20 protein-coding genes are annotated in these 18869 nt (G+C 61.8%); 4 read left to right on the forward strand and 16 right to left on the reverse strand.

The genetic code is table 11. The features are described 5' to 3' along the window. Positions 1–3: 3 nt before the first annotated feature. A complete protein-coding gene (locus B9A97_RS18700; protein WP_084366983.1) occupies positions 4–903 on the reverse strand; it encodes an AraC family transcriptional regulator in 900 nt (299 codons plus the stop codon). Between the two features lie 329 nt (positions 904–1232). Here B9A97_RS18700 and B9A97_RS30190 point away from each other — a divergent pair, with 329 nt between their 5' ends. After that, positions 1233–1622: an Atu4866 domain-containing protein gene (locus tag B9A97_RS30190; protein ID WP_143530588.1), complete on the forward strand. Its 390-nt coding sequence runs from the start codon at positions 1233–1235 to the stop codon at positions 1620–1622. 62 nt (positions 1623–1684) lie between these two features. Here the strand turns inward: B9A97_RS30190 and B9A97_RS18710 are convergent, their stop codons facing one another. From B9A97_RS18710 to ade, 4 genes are all read right to left on the reverse strand, one after another. Beyond that, entirely contained in the window at positions 1685–2452 is a 768-nt protein-coding gene (locus B9A97_RS18710) for an ion channel (RefSeq protein WP_084366987.1), read from the reverse strand. Between the two features lie 70 nt (positions 2453–2522). Beyond that, a complete protein-coding gene (locus B9A97_RS18715; protein ID WP_084366989.1) occupies positions 2523–2789 on the reverse strand; it encodes a Txe/YoeB family addiction module toxin in 267 nt (88 codons plus the stop codon). A gap of 2 nt (positions 2790–2791) precedes the next feature. Next, positions 2792–3055, reverse strand: a complete 264-nt coding sequence (locus B9A97_RS18720) for a type II toxin-antitoxin system Phd/YefM family antitoxin (RefSeq protein ID WP_084366990.1) — start codon at positions 3053–3055, stop codon at positions 2792–2794. A 57-nt stretch (positions 3056–3112) separates the two neighbouring features. Next, positions 3113–4807: an adenine deaminase gene (gene ade / locus B9A97_RS18725; RefSeq protein ID WP_084366992.1), complete on the reverse strand. Its 1695-nt coding sequence runs from the start codon at positions 4805–4807 to the stop codon at positions 3113–3115. Between the two features lie 140 nt (positions 4808–4947). On the opposite strand from ade, the gene B9A97_RS18730 reads away from it, so the two are divergent. Further along, complete coding sequence (locus B9A97_RS18730) at positions 4948–5388, forward strand: pyridoxamine 5'-phosphate oxidase family protein (protein WP_084366994.1); 441 nt, start codon at positions 4948–4950, stop codon at positions 5386–5388. Between the two features lie 6 nt (positions 5389–5394). Here the strand turns inward: B9A97_RS18730 and B9A97_RS18735 are convergent, their stop codons facing one another. Beyond that, positions 5395–6354: a threonine ammonia-lyase gene (locus B9A97_RS18735; RefSeq protein WP_244564286.1), complete on the reverse strand. Its 960-nt coding sequence runs from the start codon at positions 6352–6354 to the stop codon at positions 5395–5397. Positions 6355–6443: 89 nt separating this feature from the next. Here B9A97_RS18735 and B9A97_RS18740 point away from each other — a divergent pair, with 89 nt between their 5' ends. After that, complete coding sequence (locus tag B9A97_RS18740) at positions 6444–6905, forward strand: Lrp/AsnC family transcriptional regulator (RefSeq protein WP_084366996.1); 462 nt, start codon at positions 6444–6446, stop codon at positions 6903–6905. 412 nt (positions 6906–7317) lie between these two features. Here B9A97_RS18740 and B9A97_RS18750 read toward each other — a convergent pair whose 3' ends face one another. From B9A97_RS18750 to B9A97_RS18765, 4 genes are all read right to left on the reverse strand, one after another. Next, positions 7318–7683, reverse strand: coding sequence for a hypothetical protein (locus B9A97_RS18750; protein ID WP_084366998.1), 366 nt, complete (start codon positions 7681–7683; stop codon positions 7318–7320). Between the two features lie 179 nt (positions 7684–7862). Further along, on the reverse strand, positions 7863–8279 hold the full coding sequence (locus B9A97_RS18755) for a carboxymuconolactone decarboxylase family protein (RefSeq protein ID WP_084367000.1): 417 nt from the start codon (positions 8277–8279) through the stop codon (positions 7863–7865). Between the two features lie 9 nt (positions 8280–8288). Next, on the reverse strand, positions 8289–9113 hold the full coding sequence (locus tag B9A97_RS18760) for a cyclase family protein (protein ID WP_084367002.1): 825 nt from the start codon (positions 9111–9113) through the stop codon (positions 8289–8291). A 207-nt stretch (positions 9114–9320) separates the two neighbouring features. Then, positions 9321–10427: a branched-chain amino acid ABC transporter substrate-binding protein gene (locus tag B9A97_RS18765; protein WP_084367004.1), complete on the reverse strand. Its 1107-nt coding sequence runs from the start codon at positions 10425–10427 to the stop codon at positions 9321–9323. A gap of 802 nt (positions 10428–11229) precedes the next feature. Between B9A97_RS18765 and B9A97_RS18775 the strand changes: the two genes are divergently transcribed. Next, complete coding sequence (locus B9A97_RS18775) at positions 11230–12420, forward strand: integrase core domain-containing protein (protein ID WP_244564287.1); 1191 nt, start codon at positions 11230–11232, stop codon at positions 12418–12420. 144 nt (positions 12421–12564) lie between these two features. Here the strand turns inward: B9A97_RS18775 and B9A97_RS18780 are convergent, their stop codons facing one another. From B9A97_RS18780 to B9A97_RS18805, 6 genes are all read right to left on the reverse strand, one after another. Beyond that, positions 12565–13890 carry an omega-aminotransferase AptA gene (locus tag B9A97_RS18780; protein WP_084367008.1) on the reverse strand — a complete coding sequence of 442 codons (1326 nt, stop codon included), beginning with the start codon at positions 13888–13890 and terminating at the stop codon, positions 12565–12567. A gap of 587 nt (positions 13891–14477) precedes the next feature. Next, positions 14478–14795, reverse strand: a complete 318-nt coding sequence (locus B9A97_RS18785) for an ArsR/SmtB family transcription factor (protein ID WP_084367010.1) — start codon at positions 14793–14795, stop codon at positions 14478–14480. 110 nt (positions 14796–14905) lie between these two features. Next, positions 14906–15655 (reverse strand): HugZ family pyridoxamine 5'-phosphate oxidase, encoded by a 750-nt coding sequence (locus B9A97_RS18790; protein WP_084367012.1) that lies wholly within the window; start codon positions 15653–15655, stop codon positions 14906–14908. Positions 15656–15713: 58 nt separating this feature from the next. Continuing rightward, on the reverse strand, positions 15714–16760 hold the full coding sequence (choV, locus tag B9A97_RS18795) for a choline ABC transporter ATP-binding protein (protein ID WP_084367014.1): 1047 nt from the start codon (positions 16758–16760) through the stop codon (positions 15714–15716). Next, positions 16757–17620 (reverse strand): choline ABC transporter permease subunit, encoded by an 864-nt coding sequence (choW, locus tag B9A97_RS18800; RefSeq protein WP_084367016.1) that lies wholly within the window; start codon positions 17618–17620, stop codon positions 16757–16759. Before choW ends, choV begins: the two co-directional genes overlap by 4 nt. Before the next feature lie 78 nt (positions 17621–17698). Further along, entirely contained in the window at positions 17699–18655 is a 957-nt protein-coding gene (locus B9A97_RS18805; protein WP_084367017.1) for a choline ABC transporter substrate-binding protein, read from the reverse strand. Between the last annotated feature and the right edge of the window lie 214 nt (positions 18656–18869).

Consider the following 18869-nt stretch of genomic DNA (forward strand, 5'->3'; position numbering starts at 1 on the left):
GCTTCAGGCCTCGGCAAAGCGGTCCGGATCGGCGCGCAGGCGGCTGACGTCCTTCAGCGGCGGTGCGCCGAATTGGCGGCGGTATTCCCGGCTGAACTGCGAGGGGCTGTCGTAGCCCACGCGATGGCCTGCTGTGGCCGCGTCCATGGCCTGGGTCAGGATCAGCCGCCGCGCCTCCTGCAGCCGCAACTGCTTCTGATATTGCAGCGGGCTCATATTGGTGATGTCGCGGAAATGTTCGTGCAGGGATGAGGTGCTCATGCGCGCTTCCTCGGCAATGCGCTCGATGCTGAAGGGCTTGCGGTAGTTTTCCTTGATCCAGTTGATCGCGCGGTTGACGTTCTGCAGCCGGTTGTTAGGGGTAAGGATCTGGTGCAAGATGCCGGCCTGCTCGCCGCACAGAAGATGGTACAGGATCTCCCGCTCGATCAACGGCGCAAGGAATGGCACGTCGTCGGGGCGGTTCAACAGGCGTACCAGCCTGAGCGCCGCATCCAGCAGGTGATCGGGCGTTTCGCCGATCCCGAGCGCCTTGCAGGTCGGCTTGCGCTCTATCACACGGTTCATGCCGAGCACGAGATCACCAAGAGCGGCGAGGTCGAGATCCAGCTTCAGGCAGAGATAGGGCGTGTCCTGCGTTGCGCCGATGATCTGGCCGACGATCGGGACATCCACCGAGACGACCAAATGGCGGCCGGCACCGTAGTCGATGACCTGCTCGCACAGCATGACCTGCTTTTGCCCCTGGACCACGATGCACAAGGCCGGCTGGTGGACCGAATGGATCGGCTCCGTGGGCTGGGACATGCGCACCAGCGAAAGCCGCGGGATGGGTGTGGTGTGCACACCATCCTCGCCGGTGTGTTGTGCAATAAGGTCGATCAATTCCTGTTGGTGCGACATTGACGATCCCGGTAGTCTATTGAATTCAGGTGCTTGCATAGTGATCTACAGGTAAGCGGTACGGTTGGGAATTCAAGCGCTGGCACTTTCGGATTATTGTGCAATCCTGCCGGCCATCTGTTCTATCGGATTTTCGATCCGCCCCCCATATCTCCGCTGTCCGGCTTTTCCAGCCAATGATGAAAAACGGAGATTGGCGATGGCAAATTTACAAGCAGCTTTAGAGGCCCCGTTGCGGTGGCCGTTCAGGGCCGCCTCGGCATTGCGCAGGGGCGTGGCCAGCTATCAGCATCGCAGGCGCGTGGCGCTTGCCCGCAGGTATGGGCTCAATGGGTAGGGGCCTGATGGGGCTCATTCTGGAGGCGGGCACGACAGCCGCCGCCTTCGTGTTCGTGGCCGTATCGCTATTCGTACCGTCGGCCCTTTCGCCGACGCTCAGGATCGGCCGCAGCGAATTTCAGGATTTACAGGAGAAAAACGATATGACCAGCAATCACTATGTGGGACTTTGGGTGACGGGTGACGGCCATATTCGCCACGAATTGCTGCCCAACGGCCGCTATATCGAAGCGCGCGGCAACAAGGAACGTGCCTATCAGGGGCGCTATCAGGTGAAGGGCGATCACATCGACTATGTCGATGATACCGGCTTCACCGCCGACGGCGATTTCCGCCAGGGCATTCTCTACCACGCAGGCATGGTGCTCTACCGCGATTGATGCGGTAGCCGAATTCATCTCATGACGGGGCGCAGTGCAGGCTGCGCCCCGTCTGCTGTTTTCTAAAGTCCCTCATCGGGGATATTGAGAACATGGCCGCAGGCTTTGCAGTGTACGGCATCCGCATCATGCCGTTGCAGGCCGCATTGCGGGCAGGGGAAGGTGACCTTGTAGGGACGTACGACGGCCTGGGCGAGCCGCACGAACAGCGAGATGCCGATGATCATGGTCACGATGGAGGTCAGCTTTCCGAAATGACCGGGTAGCGTGATATCGCCGAAGCCTGTCGTCGTGACGGTCGCGACGGTAAAATACAGCGCGTCTATGAAACCCGCGCTGCCCTCCAGATGAGAAAAGAAGAAGGTGTAGACGAAGCCTGTCACCAGAAACAGGAACACCAGGAAATTGATGAAAGCGGTGACAACGTCGATCTGCTGCCGCAGCCCTAGCCGCCGCAACATCAGCGTGAAGATCGGCCGCTGTGCCAGGGCCCAGATGCGGGCCACCCGCAGGAAGGCGAAATTGAACAGGAATTGCGGAAAGAGCAGGGTGCAGAGTACGAACAGGTCGAGCCAGGTCATCGGCTTGCCGAGGAAGCGCCTGACGCTGGGCGCCACCACGGCCTGTGCCGCAAGCTCCGCCGCGATCCAGACCGCGATCAGATAATCGAGCACCAGATAGCTTGGACGATCGCGAATATAGGGGCCGGCCAGAAAGAAGGCGATGATGGCGAGATCCACCAGCATCAACGCCGCCTGAAACCTGATCGCCGCCGTGTCTCGTCCGGAATAGAGGCGCTGGAGCCGCTGTCGAAGGGTGGAAACGGTCATGGGATGGGTTCCGGTTGACGCTGGGCTGCCCCGCCATTGCTCAGCGGCATAGACACGGATTTAATGCCGTTCAATAGTGGTAGCGACATTGGGCGATCACCACCGTCTGCTCTTGGCCGGTGCCGACAACCTCATAGACAAGTCGATGTTCTTGATTGATTCGACGTGACCAGAAGCCTCTCAGTTTGCCTTTCAAAGGTTCAGGCTTGCCGATTCCCTCGAAGGGATGCCGCAATACGTCGCTAATAAGATCATTGATGCGCTCCAATGTCTTGCGATCGACCGATTGCCAGTAAAGATAATCCTCCCAACCGCTTGCGCTAAAGGCCAGTCGCATGATCAAGAGCCTAGCAGATCAGCGATATCCTTGACCTCAAATCGACCGTCGTTGATCTCGGCCTTGGCCTTCAACAATCGGGCCGCATTGGCGGGTGACGACAGAAGATGGATCGTCTCCATCATGCCCTCATATTCCTCCTTGCCGATCAACACGGCAGAGGGTTTGTCACGGCGGACGATCTCAATCGCGCTCGCATCCTCGTTGACCCTGTCAAGCAGTCCTGCGAGTTCGGCGCGGGCTTTGGAAAAGAATATGGTGTCCATGCGACCGATCTCCTACTTGTCCCTAATATGGTACAAGTTCCTGGTTTTGCCAACCCGTCACCCGATCAGCGCAAACTTGTCGACATCCACCATGCCCTTGTCCGAGATTTTCAGGTGCGGGATGACGGGAAGCGGCAGGAAGGCGACCTGGAGGAAGGGTTCCTGCAGGGTGGTGCCGAGGGCATAGGCGGCGTGGCGCAGCGTATGCAGCGTGTCGCGCACGCTTTCATACGGCTCAAGGCTCATCAGCCCGGCCACCGGCAGTGCTATCTCACCCGTCACCTTGCCATCTTCCACGACGACGAAGCCGCCCTTGATCTCGGAAAGCCTGTTGGCGGCCAGCGCCATGTCCTCCTCCGATACGCCCACCACGCAGATATTGTGGCTGTCATGGCCGACGGTCGAGGCGATGGCACCCTTCTTCAGGCCGAAACCCTGGACGAAGCCGTTGGCATGGTTGCCGTTCTTACCATGGCGCTCGATCACGGCGACCTTGATGATGTCGTGGGCGAGATCGACGGTGGACTGGTTGCCTTGGACCGGCAGACGGTAGCGACGGTGTTCCGTGATGATCTTGCCGGGCAGCACGCCGATCACAGGCGTTTCGCCTTCGGCCACCGGAACGGCAAAATCAGCCGCCTTCACCGTTCGTGCCCTGACGCTATCGAGGCCGACGGCCGCGACCGGCTTGCGGGTGGAAAACAGCTCCGGCGTCACCCGGCGCCCGGCGGCAAACACCATCTGCGCCTTGCAGTTTTCCAGGCTGTCGACCACCACGAGATCCGCCCGCCAACCCGGCGCCACCAGGCCGCGATCCCTCAGCCCAAAGGCGCGGGCGGCGGAGATGGATGCCGCGCGGTAGATGGCGATCGGTTCCACGCCCTCGGCAATCGCCGTGCGGATCATGTAGTCGAGATGGCCCTGTTCGGCGATATCAAGCGGGTTGCGGTCGTCGGTGCACAGCGCCAGGAAAGGCGAGAGCCGCTCGGTGATGATCGGCATCAGGGCATGCAGGTCCTTGGACACGGAGCCCTCGCGCACCAGGATATGCATGCCCTTGCGGATCTTCTCCATCGCCTCGGCGGCCGAGGTCGCCTCGTGTTCGGTGCGGATGCCAGCGGCGAGATAGCCGTTGAGATCATTGCCGAGCAGCAGCGGCGCATGACCATCGATGTGGCCGCCTTCAAAGGCTTCGAGCTTGGCCATGCAGACCGGATCCTTGTGGATCACGCCCGGGAAATTCATGAATTCGGCAAGGCCGATCACCTTGGGGTGGCTGCGGAACGGCAGCAGCCGTTCGATCGGCAGGTCGGCGCCCGATGTCTCCAGATGGGTTGCCGGCACGCAGGAGGAGAGCTGTACCCGGATATCCATGATCGTCTCCTCGGCCGAGTCGAGGAAGAACTGGATGCCCTCGGTGCCGAGCACATTGGCGATCTCATGGGGATCGCAGATCACGGTGGTCACGCCATAGGGGAGGACGCAGCGATCGAATTCATGCGGCGTCACCAGCGAGCTTTCAATATGCAGATGCGTATCGATGAAGCCCGGTACGACGATGCGTCCGGATATGTCGATTTCCGTCTTGCCCTGGTAGCTGCCACAGGTGCCGACGATGCGGTCGCCAGCGATGGCGATATCGGAGGCGACGAGTTCCCCGTTGACCAGGTCGAAGAAACTGCCGCCCTTCAGCACGATATCGGCGGGCTCGCGGCCCACGCCCTGGTCGATGCGGCTTTCCAATGTGCTCATCACGGTCTCCTTATCCTGCAGTGCGGCAAGCTTAGCGGGCGAGGCGGGGTAGGGGAAGCGTCTTCACCGCCCCTGCCATCTCCGGAACAAAAGCCGGCGGGCGCGCTTATCGAAGCGTGTCGAAAACGCGGGAGAAACACATGTCGTCCAAAACCTTCGAAGACCTGGCAAAAAGCATGAAGGACATCGATTTCTGCATGCTGTGCACGAACGGTGGCGGCGGGGTCATTTCCACCAGGCCCATGAGCAACAACCGGGATGTGGAGTACGACGGCGATTCCTACTTCTTCTCCTATGAAGAGACCCGCAAAGTAGAGGAGATCGCCGGTAATCCCTCAACGACCCTGACCTTCACCGCGCCGCCGAGCCTGTTTGGCAAGCCCGGTATCTTCATCGCGGTCCAGGGCGATGCGAGCGTGATCAAGGACCGGGCCGCGATGGAAAAGCACTGGGTCGCCGATCTCGACCGCTGGTTTCCCGAGGGGTTGGATACGCCAGGCATCGTGATGATCCGGGTTCGCGCCGCAGAAATCAGCTATTGGGATGGCGAGGAGAACGGCAGCTTCAGCCGCCCATTCTAACCCGAACTAGTCGAGAGACCTTACATTGCCGCCGCAGAAGATGGTTGCCACCGTCAGCCCGGCAAGGTCAGACTTGCGCGCCAGGATGCCGGCCAGTCCTGCGGCACCGGCTTCCTCCACCACCAGCCCGTAATGCTGCAGGCACAGCCTGCGGGCTGCGGTGATGGTCTCCTCGTCCACCTGCCAGACCTCGTCCACTGTCGTCTTCATGCTGTCGAGCGCATAGGGCACGCATTCGCGCACGGCGACGCCGTCGGCTGCTGTGATGGCCGTGGCGGTGGAGACGGGAGTGCCGGTCTCGAACGAGGTCTTCATGGCCGGCGCCGAGGCGGCGACCACTCCGATCACCCGGCAATTCGGCGCCTCGGACTTGATCCAGCTGCCGATGCCGGTCAGCAGCGCGCCATTGCCGAGCGGCACGACGATGGCGTCAAGGCTGAGCCCGCGGGTCGTCAGTTCTTCCGTGAGTTCCAATGCGATGGTGCCGGCCCCCTCGGCGATTTCCTTCAGCGCGCCGTCCTCGACAAAGGCATAGCCATGGGTCTCGGCAAAGGCGCGGCCGGCGCCCTTGGCGGCGTCGAAATCCGCGCCTTCCAGCCGCACCTCGGCACCCAGCCGGCGCATGGCCTCGATCTTTCCCGGATTGGCGGATGTTGCGGCATAGATGATCACCGGGCGTCCATGCTTGGCGCCGGCATAGGCCAGCCCCTGGCCGAAATTGCCGGCGGAGGCGGAGACGATTGGATCTGGGCTCGGTGGCTGGTTCATCAGCCACCAGTCGGTGCCGCGGCCCTTGAAGGAGCGGATCGGATTGAGCGTTTCGACCTTCGCAAGCAGGCGAAGCCCGAGCGTGTCATTGGCGGCCCGCTGTTCGACCAGGGGGCTTTGGGTGAAGATGCGGTCGATGCGGGTTGCAGCGGCGGCGATGGAATGGGCGGAGGGAAGAGCTTGTGTCATGGCGTGCATGATGCCTGTGATTTCCTGATTGAAAATCCCGAACTTTGGCTCAGGATGAGAGATAATCCCACCAGATAGAGAAAGTCGGGAATTTTGCCATGACCCTGGATAAATCCGATCGTGCCATCCTTCGGGAGATGCAGAAGGACGCGACGCTGACGCTGGCGGAGCTTGCCCATCGGGTGGGGCTGTCCCAGTCCGCGACCCAGCGGCGTCTGCAGAAGCTGCGGGAAGACAAGGTGATCCTGCGCGACATCTCTGTTGTTGACGGCCGCAAGCTCGGCCCGAGCGTCGCCATGCTGGTGGAGCTGGAATTGGAGCGCGACCGCCCGGAATTGCTGCCGCCGCTACTGCGCTGGATTGCCGACACGCCTGAGGTGCAGCAGGCCTGGTGTGTCACGGGGCGCGGGGATTACACGCTTGTCGTCGTCGCCGGCTCCGTAGAGCACTTCGATGCCTTTGCCGACCGCATGATGGAGCTTCACCCGAATATCCGCAAATTCACCACCAGCGTGGTGCTGAAGACGCTGAAGCAGACACTGGCGGTGCATTTGGAGTGAGGAAGGGGGCGGAGGTCGAGGTATCCTCTCCGAGGCCGCCGTCCGATGGCACCCCTTGTCGGCTTCGGTCGAGGAGCAACCTGCGGGCGAATCCTCTCGGCCGCGTGATGGGACTACCCCCCTCTGCCCTGCCGGGCATCTCCCCCTCAAGGGGGGAGATCGGCTGGCTGAGATCGCCTGTTCCCCCTTCAAGCAACCCGTGCAGCGATCGATTTTGGTGAGGCAGCGGCCGCGGGTCGATCTCCCCCCTTGAGGGGGAGATGCCCGGCAGGGCAGAGGGGGGGTACCATCCACAGCGTCTATTGGTGGGCACAGCGGGGCGAGGCTCCACTGCTATCAGAGGGCGGCATCCGCAATGCCTGGGGAGCCGCAAAGTGTGGAGGGAAGTACGAGCCACCCGCACCCCCACCCCTCACAAGATCGCCACCCGCGTCCCGAAAGGCGTGTATTCGTCAAAATTCTGGGTGCCGATGCGGTCGCTTTCGCCTGAGAGCGTCGGTTCGGGCTCCGGTGCCTCTGCCTCATCCGCGTCGCCATAGGGCGCGCCCCATTGGCGGGCCTGGGCGCTGTTGCCTTGCTCCTTGGCTTCGTCTTCGGCCTTGCGGCGGACGAGCTCTTCCTTTGCGGCCTGTTCCAGGTCATCAAGGGCGGCGTTGATTTCGGATTGGCGCGCGGCAATCCAGGCATTGTTGGCGTCGGAGCCGATGGAGAGCGTGCTGTCGACCTGGCTCGCCAGCGACGGTTCCGTTCGGGAGATGCGCTTTATCGGGTCGACCATGGATCGTTCCTCATGGGACCTGCCGTCCGACCCGATGCCGCAAACCTCATGCCGGCGCCATCACGTGTCAGGCTGTTTCGCTGTGCGGCAAACCTAGTGCTGACATCCGCACCTCAAATCCTGCCGCGCTCATGGCTTCAAAGATAGGGCGGAACCTCCGGTCCTGCAAGGCGGCCGGATCACGCCTGTTTATCCGCGCTGCCAAGATCAAACCGCGCGTCGACCGGCACGCCCATGGCGGTGGCCAGCGCATTGGTCTGGCTGGCGAGCGCGATGACCTGCAGCAGCTCGGCATGCATGGCCGGCGTCATGCCCTTGGCCTTGGCCGAGGCGGTGTGCGAATGGACGCAGTAACCGCAACCATTGGCAGTGGAGACCGCGATATAGATCAGCTCCTTCACCAGCGGGTCGAGCGCACCGGGCGCCATGACCGTCTGGATCCGGTCCCAGACCGCGCGCAGCTGGTCGGGATCATTGGCCAGCAGGCGCCAGAAATTGTTGACGTAATCGGTACCGCGCCGCTCGCGGATCTCGTTGAAGACGGCGAGCGCTTCCGCGCCCGCCTCCTCATCGCCAAGCAGGGGAAGAACGGCCATATCCGCGCCTCAGACCAAGGCCAGCACGCGGGCCGGGCCACCGGTGCCGCCGCGATGTTTTGGCGCGCCGACCACGACGGTGGCGCCTTTCACCGGCAGTTCCTCGAGATTGTTCATGCATTCTATGCCGTAGCGGCCGGCCGGCAGCCAGGAATTATGCACGGCGAAATCCGCCGAATTGCCGGGATCGAGCGAGAGCGTGTCGACGCCGATCGCCACCACGTCAAGCGTCTGCAGGAGGTCGGTGGCCGATTTCGCAAAGCCCGGAAAGGCGAATTTTCCGGCGCCATCGTTGCGGAAGGCGGCTTCTTTCACCTTTTTCGCCCAGCCGGAGCGCAGTGCGACCACGGCGCCTGCGGGAATGGCGCCATTGGCGCTGGTCCAGGCCTCGATATCGGCGGCCTCGACCATGGCATTGGCGTCTTCCTTTGCCCTGTTGGTGATGTCGACGATCACGAGCGGGGCGACCAGTTTCTGCGGCTCGATCTGGTCGACGCTGGTGCCATCGGCGCTGAAGTGGAAGGGCGCATCGATATGGGTGCCGGTATGCTCGAAGATCGTCAGCTTGTGCAGCTGGTAGCCGCTTTTGGCAAATTCCACCGCCCATTCATAGGTAATGCCGGGCGTCCCGTCGAAGGTCGGGAAGCTGCTGTCATAGGCATGGGTCAGGTCCACGACCTTGCTGGGTGCCGCCTGCGCCATCACGGGAGAGGTCAGCCCGCCCGCCACGACCGCAGCCCCCGCTGCAGCAACGCCGCCCGCCACGCCTCTAAACAGCGAGCGCCGCGAGAGCATGTTCTGTTTCACATTCTCGATCACACAATGATTGCACATTCCGTTCGCCCTCTCTCTTTATTGTTGTGAGAGCAGCAGTCTATCCCAGACTTCGGTCCGGGCAAGAGCAGGACGATGCGAGAGGAATGGCAAAGCGGAAATGTATTTTCCGGCCGCCTTTCGGCCCTCTAGGAGCAGGCGGCCTGAACGTCAGGTAACGGCAACCGGCAGGGCATGTCGCCCCGCCGGCTGCCTTGTCCGTGTGCCTTACTCGGCGGCGACCGTCTTGCCGGCGTCCCACTTGTACATGGAGAAGCTCTGCGAGGTCAGGTCGCCGGTTTCGCCATAGGTGAGCGTGCCGATGACGGTCTGGATGCCTTCGCCGGACTTCAGCGCGGTCGCGACGGCTTCGGCGTCATCGGTGCTGCCGGCTTTGGCGATGCCGGCAGCGATGACTTCGACGGCTGCATAGGCGTTCAGCGTGAATGCTTCGGCCGGAATGCCCTTGGCGGCCAGCGCATCAGCGGCAACCTTGCTTTCCGGGTTCTTCAGCGCGTCTGAGGCATTGGTGTAGAGCGTGCCATTGGCTGCGTCACCGCCGGTTGAGATGTATTCACTGTTGGACAGGCCGTCACCAGCGATCAGCTGCACCTTCATGCCGGCATCCTGCATCTGGCGCATCAGAAGGCCGGCTTCCGGGTGATAGCCGCCGAAATAGAGAACCTCGACACCCTCAGACTTGAGGCGGGTCACCACCGCGCTGAAATCCTTGTCGCCGGCGGTCAGGGCGTCGTTGAAGACTTCGGTGATGCCGGCAGCATTCAACGAGGCCTTGAAGGCATCGGCGAGACCCTTGCCATACTGGCCCTTGTCGTTGAGGATCGCGATCTTCTTGTCCTTGAACTTTTCAACGACATATTTCGCGGCGACTTCTGCCTGCTGGTCGTCGCGACCGCAGGTGCGGAACACGGTGGTGAGGCCGCGCGCGGTCAGCTCCGGCGAAGTGGCAGTCGGCGTTACCATCAGCGCGCCGTTTTCGGCAAAGACGGCGGAGGCCGGAACCGACACGCCCGAGGTGACCGGGCCGACGACGAAGCGGATGTCTTCGCTGATCAACTGGTTGGCGGCAGATACGCCCTGCTTGGGTTCGCCGGCATCGTCGGCCACCTTGAGCACCAGCTTTTCGCCGTTGATGCCGCCCTTCTTGTTGATTTCCTCGATGGCGGTCTCGGTGCCGTTCTTGATCTGGGCGCCGATGGCGGCGAGCGGGCCGGTGAGCGGCGCCATCATGCCGATGGTGATATCCGCATGGGCGGCAGGGGTCGATGCGATGAGCGCTGCAAAGGCGGCGCCGGCGAGAAGTTGAAACTTCATGTCGGTCTCCTTGGTCCCGGCATCCGATCTGCGTCGGTTTTGCTTGCCGTGGTGTGATAATGTTTCGTCCCAGTCGTGCCTGTTTTAGAGGCAAATGCACTGACAAGGAAGGGCGCGAAAGCAGTCTCCTTGACGCGCCTGGGTGTGCCGGCGCCTTCGACTGCCTATTCGGGCGGCAAAGGTGCTGATATCCGCCGGTTTCACGCTGCCCGGCGGAAGCAGAAATGTTTGCCGTCGCTGGTCCCCGATTGTGATCTGGCTGGGGGAGTGGAGGTGCAACGGCGGTAGAGTAGATGGGGTGGCTTGAGACAGCTTACTCAAAAGCGCGCGCGTACCCCCTCTGTCCTGCCGGACATCTCCCCCACAAGGGGGGAGATCGACTCGCGGCGCCGTCGCGATACCCGCAAACCATTCAAGCTATTGAAAAGGCAGGGGGTGCGGCATTCCGATCTCCCCCCCCCCCCCCCCCCCCTGGGGGGGGGGTTCCCGGCGGGAAAGGGGGGGGGCCCCCCCCACAAAGGGAAGCGTTTAGGAGCGTGGGACCATCTCCACCTCTCCCCCGTGTGTCAGAGCAGCATCTTAGCGTAGCTCAAGTGCTAGATTTTTCAGATCAGGGGATGATCTTTTTCCAGGTTTCTTCACCTCACCAACAAAATCTGAGGTTTAGCCTTCGGCTAAGCCCTCGATTTTGTAACCTCTCCCACAGCGGGGAGAGGTAGGACGTCTGTCCAGACCGGTTAGGTTGCTGACAGAACAGACCGGATAGGGTGTTTACATTCCGACATTGGCAGGAGGGTCTGCGATGTCCTGGAATGCAAGCAATGTGATGGATCAGCGGGTTTCGTTTATCAGTGACTGTCTTGCCGGCGAGATGTCGATGTCAAAGCTGTGCGTGCACTATGCGATCAGCCGTGTCACCGGCTACAAGTGGCTTGGCCGCTATCGTGAAGGCGGTGTGGCGGCTTTGGAGGATCGCTCCAGTGCGCCGCATGTGCATGGGCGTCAGACGGCGGATGTGATTGCCGAGGCGCTGATATCGCTGCGTGAGCGGCGACCGAACTGGGGGCCGAAGAAGCTCGTGGCCTTTCTTTCGAACCGACAGCCGGGTGTCGTCTGGCCGGCTGCGTCGACGGCCGGCGAGATCCTGAAGCGGGCGGGTCTGGTGAAGGGGCGCTCACGACGGCGGCGTGTTCCGGTGACAGGAATGTCGCCGACCGAGCCGCTCTATCCCAACCATGTCTGGTCGGCCGATCACAAGGGCTGGGTGGCAACCCCTTACGGGGCAAGGCTGGAACCGCTCACCGTGACCGATGGCTTCAGCCGCTATCTCGTGTCGCTGTCGGCAACGCAGACGACCAGCGCCAACGAAGCCCATCCGCTGTTTCGCCAGGCTTTCGAGGAGCATGGCCTGCCCGAAGTGATCCTCACCGACAATGGCAGCCCGTTTGCATCTGCTTCCGTCACCGGGCTCACGAGCCTCTCGGCCCACTGGACGAGGCTGGGCATTCGTCATGACCGCATCGCCCCCGGCAAGCCGCAGCAGAACGGCCGGCACGAGCGCTTTCACCTCACCCTGAAGGAGGCGATGATGCCGCCCGAGGAGAGCCGCGCCGCGCAGCAGGAGCGCTTCGATCGCTTCCGGCGCGACTACAACGAGGAGCGCCCGCACGAGGCGCTCGCCCAGAAACCGCCGGCCAGCCTCTACCGGGCGAGCCCGCGGGCTATGCCGCAGAAGATCCCCGAACCGGATTATCCCGACGGCGCCGTGGTCCGGCGAGTGCGCTCCAATGGCGAGATCAAATGGAAAGGCGGCTTCGTCTATATCTCCACCGCCATCATCGCCGACCGGATCGGCATCATCGAGATCGACGACGACGTGTTCGAGGTCCGCTTCTACGACCGACCGATCGGACGCATCGAGAGGAGCAAGGAAAAACTCCAACCCATTCCCAAACAAACAGAGAGAAAGGGCGATTCCAGTCAAAAACTGTAAACCACCTATCCGGTCTGTTTTGTAAATGACCTATCGGCTGGACACCATCTTCGCCTCTCCCCTTGTGGGAGAGGAAGAAAAATCAGCATCTTAGCGTAGCTCAAGTGCTAGATTTTTCAGGTGAGGGGATTTTATCCCTCGTCCTCAAATGTTCTTCATCAGCACCTTGCGCAGCTTGTCGAAGAGTTCGTCGATCTGGTCCTTGCTGATGATCAGCGGTGGCGAGAGCGCGATGATGTCGCCGGTCGTGCGGATCAGCAGGCCGTCTTCATAGGCCTTCAGGAAGGCGGAGAAGGCGCGCTTGGTCGGTTCGCCGGCGATAGGGTCGAGCTCGATGGCGCCGATCAGGCCGGTGTTGCGGATGTCGATGACATGGGGGCAGTCGCGCAGTGAATGCAACTGCTCTTCCCAATAGGGCGCGATGTCCAGGGCGCGGGTCAGCAGGCCCTCTTCCTTGTAGGTGTCGAGCGTGGCGAGTGCGGCGGCCGAGGCGATCGGGTTGCCCGAATAGGTGTAGCCGTGGAAAAACTCGATCATGTGCTCGGGGCCGCTCATGAAGGCGTCGTGGATTTCCGAGGTCACGAACACCGCACCCATCGGGATGACGCCATTGGTCAGGCCTTTGGCGGTGACGATCATGTCAGGCATCACGTCGTAGTACTGGGCGGCAAAGGGGGCGCCCAGGCGGCCATAGCCAGTGATGACCTCGTCGAAGATCAAGAGGATGCCGTGCTTGGTGCAGATCTCGCGCAGCTTGGCCAGGTAGCCCTTCGGCGGGATCAGCACGCCGGTGGAGCCTGCCACCGGCTCGACGATGACGGCCGCAACCGTCGAGGCGTCATGCAGGGTGACGATACGCTCCAGTTCAGCCGCCAGGTCGCCGCCATGTTCCGGCTGGCCCCTGGTGAAGGCGTTCTTGCCCGGCTGATGGGTATGCGGCATGTGGTCGACGCCGGTCAGCAGCGTGCCGAACATCTTGCGGTTGGCGACGATGCCACCGACCGAGATGCCGCCGAAATTGACGCCGTGATAGCCGCGCTCGCGACCGATGAGGCGGAAGCGGGAGCCGTTGCCCTTCACCCGGTGATAGGCCAGCGCCACCTTCAGCGCCGTTTCCACCGATTCCGAGCCGGAATTGGTGTAGAGCACGTGGTTCATGCCCTCGGGCGCGATGTCAACCAAGCGGTTGGCCAGTTCGAAGGCCTTGGGATGGCCGAGCTGGAAGGCCGGCGCATAGTCAAGCTCGCCCGCCTGTTCGCGGATCGCCTCGGTGATCTTCGGGCGACAATGGCCGGCATTGACGCACCACAGGCCCGCCGTGCCGTCCAGCACCTGGCGGCCGTCATGGGTGGTGTAATGCATATCCTGGGCGGCAACGAACATGCGCGGCGCCTGCTTGAACTGCCGGTTCGCGGTGAACGGCATCCAGAAGGCCCTGAGGTCGTTGGGCGTGTTTTGGCGGTTGGACATTGTTTTCTCCATGGCCCTGTCTCGGCCCTTGTCTTTTCGGGCGGCCATCTGCCCCCTGGCGGCTGGCATGCCGGAATCTTTACTGTCCGGTCAAATTATCAGGGCGCTAGGCAGCGTCAACTGCATTCGGGTGGCCGTCAGCTGCGTCGGTGCGCGGATCGCCCTTCGCAACTGCGGAAGGATCAGTTTAAGGCAAGGCAAGGCTGGCACTGTGCCGGCGGCTGGATAGTCGCGATCGTGCGATTGCGCTCAACCGGGCGCAACCTCGCGATCGACGGGGGTTCAAAGCTTGCGGGTATCTCTGTCTGCAATCGTCTGCAGGGTCCCGCCGAAAAGGGCAGTTTTCGATGCTTTCCGCCTGACCAGCGGCAGCCCATAACAGGCTTCAGTCCGGCAGCGGGCTGAAGCCTGAATTCTTTCAGGCATAGAGCTTAGGCCCAGCCGCCAAAGCACAAGGCCGGCAAATCGAGATGATCTGCCGGCCCTGCCAGTTTCAAAAAATTGGTTACGCTAACATTGTGCCGACAAGGCCGAAATGTCGTTTTATCCGTTCTGACTGTCAGGCCGCCGTCATGGCAGCGCTGTCATCAGGCGGCGGACTTGCTGGCAGTGGGCTGGCAATAAATGTCTTCCAGCGTCTGTAGAACCTTGATGACCTGTTCCGAGCTGCTGGAATAATAAATCGTCTGCGCGTCGCGGCGGGTTTTCACCAGCTTCTGTGCGCGCAATTTCGACAGATGCTGCGAGAGAGCGGATTGGCTGAGGCCCACCTGCGATGCGAGAACACCCACCGGCACCTCGCCTTCCACCAGGCTGCAAAGAATCATGAGGCGCTTGGGATTGGCCATTGCCGAGAGAAGGCCGGCAGCGATGTTCGACTGATCCGACAATAACTTCGTTTTCATGGTTGGCTTACTTTCCTAAATTCCGAGGCCATTGGCGGCCACAGTTTTGCAATTCGTGAAAACTTATTTCAGCAATTTACCAATGTCAGGACAATTGTATATGCCTAAAATTAAGGTATCGGGTATGCTGTTTTAGTAATCTCTTTAATGATCCCGGCTAGGTCCGTGAGGGTGTCGTCGAATTCGTGGCGCAGCAAATTATCTCCTGAAATCAAGTCGATACCGCCTGAATCGATGCCGCAGAGCTGCCACTTCCCGTGGTTTGCCTTGCCCGGTCCGCGCGCAATGCGATCGGCGATATCCGGAAAATCGATCACTAAATTTCGCAGTAGGCCAGCCTCGCCATCGACTATTTCTGGGAAGGATATCGGCGGCAGCCGGAAGTCCGCGGCCTCAAGCAGGAACGCCCGTCCAAAGCCGCCATTGAGACTCGCATGCTGCGGGATCATGCGGAAGAAGCGGAAATCGGGGAAATCCGCATAGAGTTTTGCCTTGGGATGGCGGGCAAGAAATCGTGACCGCAGCCGTCCATGATCGGCGCTGTCCCGGTCGACCGGTTCGGCAAGGCATTGCAGGGTCAGGCGCGGATGGGCCAGCGGATCACCCTTGCCGGGCTCCCCGGCCAGGATGGAGGCGCGCGGATCCTTGTCGAGCGCGCGGGTATGGGCGGAAAGGCGGGACACGAGGATCACGCCTGCGCCGTCAATGTCGGCTCCCATCAGCACGCGGCTGGCAAAGGGAAAGCTGGTCTCGGGATCGATCACCGCCAGCGCCACATGGCGGGCGCCGCGGTAGAGGGTGCGGGCCAGGCGGCGCGCATCCTCGTCGGTTTCGCGGATAACCGAGGATTTGTCGGCCATCTCCAGTGTCTCCCATCGGGCAGGTCAGGCGCGCGGCGGGATGACCGCCGCATCGCAGTTACCGGCGGCGATGGCGAGTCAGCCCCGCCACGACGTCCTGCGCCGAGATGGAGCCGATGACTGAGCCGTTGTCAACAACGCCGATATTGCCCGGCTGGCGCGAAAGCGCATCAAGGATTTCGATGAGCGGCGTTTCCGGCTTTGCGGTTCCCGTCACGCCGACCTGTGTGCCATCCGTCTCCACGCCGTCCCGCATCACGTCGCGGGCCGTCAGCATGTTGATCGGATTCATGTTCTGCACGAAATCCGCAACATATTGGTTGGTCGGGTTCTGGACGATCTCCTGCGGCGTGCCGCACTGGATGATCCGGCCGCCTTCCATAATGGCGATGCGGTTGCCGATGCGGAAGGCCTCGTCCAGGTCGTGGCTGACGAAGAGGATCGTCTTCTTCAGGCGCGCCTGGAATTCCAGCAACTCATCCTGCAATCGAGTGCGGATCAGCGGATCGAGCGCGGAGAAGGGCTCGTCCATCAACAGGATCGGCGCGCCGGTGGCAAAGGCACGGGCAAGGCCGACGCGCTGCTGCATGCCGCCCGAAAGTTCGCCCACGCGACGGTCCGCCCATTTGGCCAGATTCACCAGTTCGAGTTGCTGGGAGACTCTCTGCTTGCGCTCGGCATCCGGCACGCCGGCGAGTTCCAGACCGAAGCCGACATTTTCCGCTACCGTGCGCCAGGGCAGCAGCGCGAATTGCTGGAACACCATGGAGACGGTGTGCATGCGCAGGTCCCGCAGCGCCTTGGCGCTGGCCTTGTAGGGGTCGACGCTGCCGGTTGCGGTATTGACGCTGACATTGCCGCGCACGACCGGTGCGAGGCCGTTTACGGCCCGCAGCAGGGTCGACTTGCCGGAGCCAGAGAGGCCCATCAGCACCAGGATCTCGCCTTCCTTGACCGCCAGCGATGCACCGGCGACGCCGAGCACCAGGCCTGTCTCGGCGCTGATCTCATCGCGCGTTCTGCCCTGGTCGACCATGGCCAGCGCCTTGTCGGGGTGGTCACCGAAGATGATGTCGACATTTCCGAAGATGACTGCGTCGGTCATGCCCCGTCCTCCGCATTCTCAGTTCTAAACATCCGGTCGAGGATGATGGCGAGGATGACGATGCAAAGGCCCGCCTCGAAACCGCGGGCAATGTTGACGGTGTTGAGTGCGCGCACGACGGGCACGCCGAGGCCGCTGGCGCCGACAAGCGCGGCGATGACGACCATCGACAGCGACAGCATGATGGTCTGGGTGAGTCCGGCCATGATCTGCGGCATGGCGAAGGGAAGCTCGACCTTGCGCAGCACCTGGGTGGGGGTGGCGCCGAAGGCGACCGCAGCCTCCACCAGGGAGGGCGGTGTGGAGACGACGCCGAGCCGGGTCATGCGGATCGGCGCGGGAATGGCGAAGATGACGGTGGCGATGAGGCCGGGGACCATGCCGAGACCGAACAGGATGAGCGCCGGGATCAGGTAGACGAAGGTCGGAATGGTCTGCATCAGGTCGAGCGCGGGCCGCATGAAGGCATAGAACCAGGGACGGCGGGCGGCAGCAATGCCGAGAGGCACGCCGATGAGCATGCTCACGCCGGCCGATGCCAGCACCAAGGCGAGCGTCTCCGTCGTTTCCTTCCAGTAGCCCTGGTTATAGATCAGGAGCAGCCCAAGACAGGTGAAGAGTGCGGCCCCGACGGACCGGCGCAGCCACCAGGAAAGACCGGTGAACAGCGCGATCAGCACGAAGGCGTTCGGCCATTGCAGGACGAAAAGCAGCGCGTCGATGGAGATCGAAAGTATGGAAGACAGCCAGTCGAAAAACCAGTCGGCATTCGCCGTCAGCCAATCGACAAAGGATTTTGCCCATATGCCGATCTTCAGCTTGCCGCTGGAGTCGATGAGCCATTCGGGGAGGAAATTCACGTCCTGACACCTGCCTGATCAATAAAGGATATGGCGGAAATGAATGCGGGCCGGAGTGACCGGCCCGCTGGCATCAGACTACAGTCCGAGGGCTGCCTTGACAGCCTCGAGGCCCGGTTTCCCGTCCTTGGTGGTGACACCGGCAACCCAGGGCTCAACAGCCGCGCCATTGGCCTTCAGCCAGTCGGTTGCTGCCTTTTCCGGATCCTCGCCATCGTTGAGGATCTTGCCCATGATCTCGTTCTCCATGTCGAGCGAGAACTTCAGGTTGCTGATGAACTTGCCGGCATTGGGGCATTCGGCGACATAGCCGGCGCGGGTGTTGGTGTAGACGGTGGCGCCGCCGAAGTTCGGGCCGAAGGTGGAATCGCCGCCGGTGAGGTAGGTCAGCTTGAAGGTGGAGTTCATCGGGTGCGGCGCCCAGCCGAGGAAGACGACCGGCTTGCCATCCTTTTCAGCGCGGGCAACCTGCGCCAGCATGCCCTGCTCGGAGGATTCGACCACTTCGAGGCCGCCCATGCCCATCTCGTTCTTCTCGATCAGGGTCATGACGAGGCGGTTGCCGTCATTGCCCGGCTCGATGCCGTAGATCTTTCCATCAAGCGCATCCTTGTGCTTGCCGATGTCGGAAAAATCCTTGATGCCGAGTTCAGCACCCTTGGCATTGGTAGCGAGCGTGTACTTCGCGCCTTCCAGGTTCGCGCCGAGCGATTCGACGGTCTTGTCGTCGAGATAAGGCTTCACGTCCTTTTCCTGGGCCGGCATCCAGTTGCCGAGGAAGACGTCAATGTCCTTGTTCTTCAGGGACTGATAGGTCACCGGGACCGACAGGACCGTGACTTCCGGCTCGTAGCCGAGGGCCTTAAGAACGACGGAAGCGGTTGCCGTCGTGGCGGTGATGTCCGTCCAGCCGACATCGGAGAACCGCACCTTGGAGCAGCTTTCCGGTTCAGCGGCAGCGGCCGGCGTCAGGCCGAGCGCCATGATCGACACGGTAGCGGCGAGCGCAGTGCGATAGAGGTTGGATTTGGTCATGTGTATGCTCCCGGTTTTTTTGTAATGTTCCCAAGTCAACAGTTATTAAACCACATTTGCAAGCGTGCCCTGCGCGTTTGCGGCGAATGCACCTCCCTGTTTGCGACTCCTGCATTTTTATTTCGCGTCGCAGCACGGGGTGAAAACGGATCTGGCGGTCAGCGAATTGACAAACATCAAGATCGCGACGTTCTGCACGATGGCAGAGCCCGGG

It is taken from the genome of Rhizobium sp. RU36D, assembly GCF_900176345.1.
Taxonomy (GTDB): Bacteria; Pseudomonadota; Alphaproteobacteria; order Rhizobiales; family Rhizobiaceae; genus Allorhizobium.

Excerpts from the sequence above, each read along its gene's own strand:
- B9A97_RS18700 (WP_084366983.1), bottom strand. The coding sequence starts at position 903 with ATGTCGCACCAACAGGAATTGATCGACCTTATTGCACAACACACCGGC.
- B9A97_RS30190 (WP_143530588.1), top strand. The coding sequence starts at position 1,233 with ATGGGTAGGGGCCTGATGGGGCTCATTCTGGAGGCGGGCACGACAGCC.
- B9A97_RS18710 (WP_084366987.1), bottom strand. The coding sequence starts at position 2,452 with ATGACCGTTTCCACCCTTCGACAGCGGCTCCAGCGCCTCTATTCCGGA.
- B9A97_RS18715 (WP_084366989.1), bottom strand. The coding sequence starts at position 2,789 with ATGCGACTGGCCTTTAGCGCAAGCGGTTGGGAGGATTATCTTTACTGG.
- B9A97_RS18720 (WP_084366990.1), bottom strand. The coding sequence starts at position 3,055 with ATGGACACCATATTCTTTTCCAAAGCCCGCGCCGAACTCGCAGGACTG.
- ade (WP_084366992.1), bottom strand. The coding sequence starts at position 4,807 with ATGAGCACATTGGAAAGCCGCATCGACCAGGGCGTGGGCCGCGAGCCC.
- B9A97_RS18730 (WP_084366994.1), top strand. The coding sequence starts at position 4,948 with ATGTCGTCCAAAACCTTCGAAGACCTGGCAAAAAGCATGAAGGACATC.
- B9A97_RS18735 (WP_244564286.1), bottom strand. The coding sequence starts at position 6,354 with ATGCACGCCATGACACAAGCTCTTCCCTCCGCCCATTCCATCGCCGCC.
- B9A97_RS18740 (WP_084366996.1), top strand. The coding sequence starts at position 6,444 with ATGACCCTGGATAAATCCGATCGTGCCATCCTTCGGGAGATGCAGAAG.
- B9A97_RS18750 (WP_084366998.1), bottom strand. The coding sequence starts at position 7,683 with ATGGTCGACCCGATAAAGCGCATCTCCCGAACGGAACCGTCGCTGGCG.
- B9A97_RS18755 (WP_084367000.1), bottom strand. The coding sequence starts at position 8,279 with ATGGCCGTTCTTCCCCTGCTTGGCGATGAGGAGGCGGGCGCGGAAGCG.
- B9A97_RS18760 (WP_084367002.1), bottom strand. The coding sequence starts at position 9,113 with ATGTGCAATCATTGTGTGATCGAGAATGTGAAACAGAACATGCTCTCG.
- B9A97_RS18765 (WP_084367004.1), bottom strand. The coding sequence starts at position 10,427 with ATGAAGTTTCAACTTCTCGCCGGCGCCGCCTTTGCAGCGCTCATCGCA.
- B9A97_RS18775 (WP_244564287.1), top strand. The coding sequence starts at position 11,230 with ATGTCCTGGAATGCAAGCAATGTGATGGATCAGCGGGTTTCGTTTATC.
- B9A97_RS18780 (WP_084367008.1), bottom strand. The coding sequence starts at position 13,890 with ATGTCCAACCGCCAAAACACGCCCAACGACCTCAGGGCCTTCTGGATG.
- B9A97_RS18785 (WP_084367010.1), bottom strand. The coding sequence starts at position 14,795 with ATGAAAACGAAGTTATTGTCGGATCAGTCGAACATCGCTGCCGGCCTT.
- B9A97_RS18790 (WP_084367012.1), bottom strand. The coding sequence starts at position 15,655 with ATGGCCGACAAATCCTCGGTTATCCGCGAAACCGACGAGGATGCGCGC.
- choV (WP_084367014.1), bottom strand. The coding sequence starts at position 16,760 with ATGACCGACGCAGTCATCTTCGGAAATGTCGACATCATCTTCGGTGAC.
- B9A97_RS18805 (WP_084367017.1), bottom strand. The coding sequence starts at position 18,655 with ATGACCAAATCCAACCTCTATCGCACTGCGCTCGCCGCTACCGTGTCG.